General features: G+C 63.0%; 3 protein-coding genes and 1 pseudogene. All 4 read left to right on the forward strand.

What is annotated here, in order from left to right:
- Positions 1-226 (forward strand): annotated as a pseudogene (locus tag AC6LKD_RS32495) (23S rRNA pseudouridylate synthase B); the annotation flags it as partial.
- Positions 227-692: 466 nt separating this feature from the next.
- A complete protein-coding gene (rimP, locus tag AC6LKD_RS32500) occupies positions 693-1,196 on the forward strand; it encodes a ribosome maturation factor RimP (RefSeq protein ID WP_041652908.1) in 504 nt (167 codons plus the stop codon).
- Positions 1,193-2,671, forward strand: a complete 1,479-nt coding sequence (gene nusA / locus AC6LKD_RS32505) for a transcription termination factor NusA (protein ID WP_013392462.1) — start codon at positions 1,193-1,195, stop codon at positions 2,669-2,671. The genes rimP and nusA overlap by 4 nt, the downstream gene beginning before the upstream one ends.
- A gap of 91 nt (positions 2,672-2,762) precedes the next feature.
- Positions 2,763-3,571: translation initiation factor IF-2 associated domain-containing protein (locus AC6LKD_RS32510; RefSeq protein WP_498118537.1), on the forward strand; the 809-nt coding region annotated here is incomplete at its 3' end.

A 3,571-nucleotide genomic window follows, 5' to 3' on the forward strand; every position in this document is an offset into this window, starting at 1 on the left:
GCCGGCGGCAGCCGGCGGCGGTCGTGGCGGCAACAAGGCAACGGGTTCCGCAGGCAACAAGGCGGGCGGCGCCGCTGGAAACAAGGGGCCGGGCGCTGGCGGCAAGCCGCGCGCTCCGCGTAATGCCTCCTCTGCTCCCCGTGGTGATGACTGGCAGCCGCGCGGCGCGTCGGCGCATGAATCCCGCCTGGGCGTGATGGGCGGGCGCGGCCGGCAGGGTCGCTGATCGCTGTCGGGCGGCGCGCTGGCCGCGCCGCCGGGCGGGATATGTCCCGCATAGTCGTAAGCCCGTGACGAATCAGGCGTTTTTCCAGTTTATCTGGTAAAATCAATGGTTTTCATGGCTTCGTGTCGTTGCCTTTTGCGTGCCGTAAGGCCGCAATGCCTCTGTAAACCCGCGCTAACCCATTGCCAACGCATCGCAAATGCATGGCAAGTTCGTGGCAAAAGCGTAGCGAATGCAGCGGTGGCGGCAGCAGCCAGGCAGTAGTTGGCATCGGACTTTGCGCCAGGTGCCGCCTGATCCGAATTGCGGGTTGGGGCGGCGGGTCAGGACTGACCGGGGCGGCGCAAGCCAAATTTAGGTCGCAATATAGGGCACTGCCCAGCATTGCTCCTTACGTGCAGTAGGGTGGCGGCTGGGCTCTGTGCAATACGGTGGGCTGGGCGTGCAGCCCATTTTTTTTGAGTATATGGCTGATTTATTCGCATTGACCAAAGAGGCTCTGGCCGGCATGGACGTCGAACTCGTGGACGTCGAGCGTGCCGCCCTGGGCCTTTTGCGCGTCACGATCGATCGGGTCGGCGGTGTGCGCATCGAAGACTGTGAGCAGGTGTCCCGCCAATTGTCGCGGGTGTTTGAAGTCGAGAACGTCGACTACAAGCGGATGGAAGTCGGTTCGCCGGGCGTAGACCGCCCGCTGCGCAACGAGGCTGAATTCCGCCGTTTCGCAGGCGAGCGCATCGAAATCAAGCTGCGCGAGGCATTGGACGGCCGCAAGGTCTTTGCCGGCATCTTGACGATGCCCGAAGACGACGCCGCAGCCTCCGACGCGGCTGCTGGAATGCAAAAGACCGTGTTCGGTCTCGAATTTGAGGCAAAAAAGAACGAAATCCAGGTGTTGAATTTCACGGTCGACGATATCGAACGTGCAAAACTGGATCCCGTTCTGGATTTCAAGGGCAAAAAGCGATGAGTCGCGAAATTCTTCTGTTGGTCGATGCCTTGGCGCGTGAAAAGAACGTCACGCGCGACGTCGTGTTCGGAGCGCTGGAAAGCGCGCTGGCCTCGGCGATGAAAAAGCGCTTCAAGGATGATGCGGACATCCGTGTCGCCATCGATAGGGACACGGGCGATCACGAAGGCTTCCGCCGCTGGCTGGTCGTGCCTGACGAAGCTGGCCTGCAAGAACCCGACAAGCAGGAAATGCTGTCGGATGCGCAGGAAATCGTTCCCGGCATCCAGGAAGGCGAGTACATCGAAGAGCCGCTCGAACCCATCGAGTTCGGCCGCATCGGCGCGCAGGCCGCCAAGCAGGCCATTCTGCAGAAGATCCGCGACGCCGAGCGCGAACAGGTGCTGAACGACTTCCTGGACCGTGGCGAATCCATCGTGTCCGGCACGATCAAGCGCATGGACAAGGGCGACGCCATCGTCGAAACCGGCAAGATCGAAGCGCGCCTGCCGCGCTCCGAAATGATCCCGAAGGAAAACCTCCGGGTGGCCGACCGGGTTCGCGCTTTTGTGTTGCGCGTAGACCACGCCGCGCGCGGCCAGCAGGTGATCCTGTCGCGCACTGCGCCGGATTTCATCCGCCAGCTGTTCGAGAACGAAGTTCCCGAAATCGAGCAGGGCCTGCTTGAGATCAAGGCTGCGGCCCGCGACGCCGGCGTGCGTGCGAAGATCGCCGTGGTGGCATACGATAAGCGCATCGACCCGATCGGCACCTGCGTGGGCATGCGCGGTTCGCGTGTTACCGCCGTGCGCAACGAACTGGGCGGCGAACAGGTCGATATCGTGCTGTGGTCGGAAGACCCCGCGCAGTTTGTGATCGGCGCCCTGGCGCCGGCCAACGTCGAATCCATCGTCGTCGACGAAGACAAGCACGCGATGGACGTCGTGGTGGACGAGGAAAACCTGCCCAAGGCCATCGGCGCCAAGGGTCAGAACGTCCGCCTGGCTTCCGAGCTGACCGGCTGGCAGATCAACATCATGACGCCGGAAGAAAGCCTGAACCGCCAGGAAGTCGAGCGTTCGGGCCTGCGCGCCACGTTCATGAGCAAGCTGGACGTCGACGAGGAAGTCGCTGACATCCTGATCGACGAAGGTTTTACTGGTATCGAGGAAATCGCCTACGTGCCCATGCAGGAACTGCTGGAAATCGAGGCCTTTGACGAAGACACCATTAATGAGTTGCGCGCCCGCGCCCGCAATGCGCTGCTGACCGAGGCAATCGCCCAGGAAGAGCGCCTTGAGACCGCGCAGGACTTGCTTGAACTCGAAGGCATGACGCCCGAACTGGCTGCCAAGCTGGCCGAGCGCCAAGTGCATACGCGTGATGATCTGGCCGAATTGGCGACGGACGAACTGGCGGAAATCGCCGGTTTGACCGAACAGGAAGCCAGCGATCTCATCATGCGTGCCCGCGCCCATTGGTTCGACGAAGAATAACCAAAAGGACACGGGTCCGCGGCGGACGGAGTTTCCGCCGCCGCGAGTTCACGTTGTTTGTAATAGCTGCATATAGGGAAGAGAGAGCCTAATGTCGAGTAATACCGTCGCGCAGTTCGCTACCGAGCTGAAAATGCCTGCCAATGTGCTGCTGGATCAGCTGCGCTCGGCCGGCGTTGACCTCAAATCGGTCGACGATTCCGTCACCGACAGCGACAAGGCGAAATTGCTCGAATCGCTGCGTCGCGCCCACGGCGCGACCGAAGGCAAGAAGATCACCCTGACGCGCCGCCAGACGTCCGAAATCCGCCAGGCGGATGCCACCGGCCGTTCGCGCACGATCCAGGTCGAAGTGCGCAAGAAGCGCGTGTTCGTCAAGCGTGATCCCTCCGAAATCGCCCTGGAACAGGCCGCGTCCGCGCGTGCCGAAGATGACGCAGCCGTCGATGAAGCGCCGCAGGTGTCGGCGCCCGTCGTCCCCGAGGCTCCTGTCGCGGCCGCCCCTCTCGAGGCCGCTCCCGCCCAGGTGGAGGCTGCTGCCCCCGTTCAGGCGGAAGAGCCCGTTGCTGCAGAAGCGCCCGCGCCGGTTGAAGCGCCCGCGCCCGTTGAATCCGTCGCGGCCGAAGCGCCCGCTCCCGTCGAGGCGAAAGCCGCCGAAGTCCAGGCCCAGCCTGAACCCGAACCGACGCCGGCGCCTGCTCCTGCCGAGCCCGTGGCCGAACAGGCCAAGCCCGAAGTCAAGACTGAATCCACCGAGCCCAAGGCTGAAGAAGCCAAGCCGGAACCCGTTGTGCTAGCCAATAAGTCCGAACCATCTATCTCCCAGGCCGCCGCGCCTGTCGCCCAGGCTCAGCCTGCTGCGAAGTCCGAACCCGTCAAAACCGCCGCGAAGCCCGAGCC

Source organism: Achromobacter sp. D7-1 (assembly GCF_059760445.1).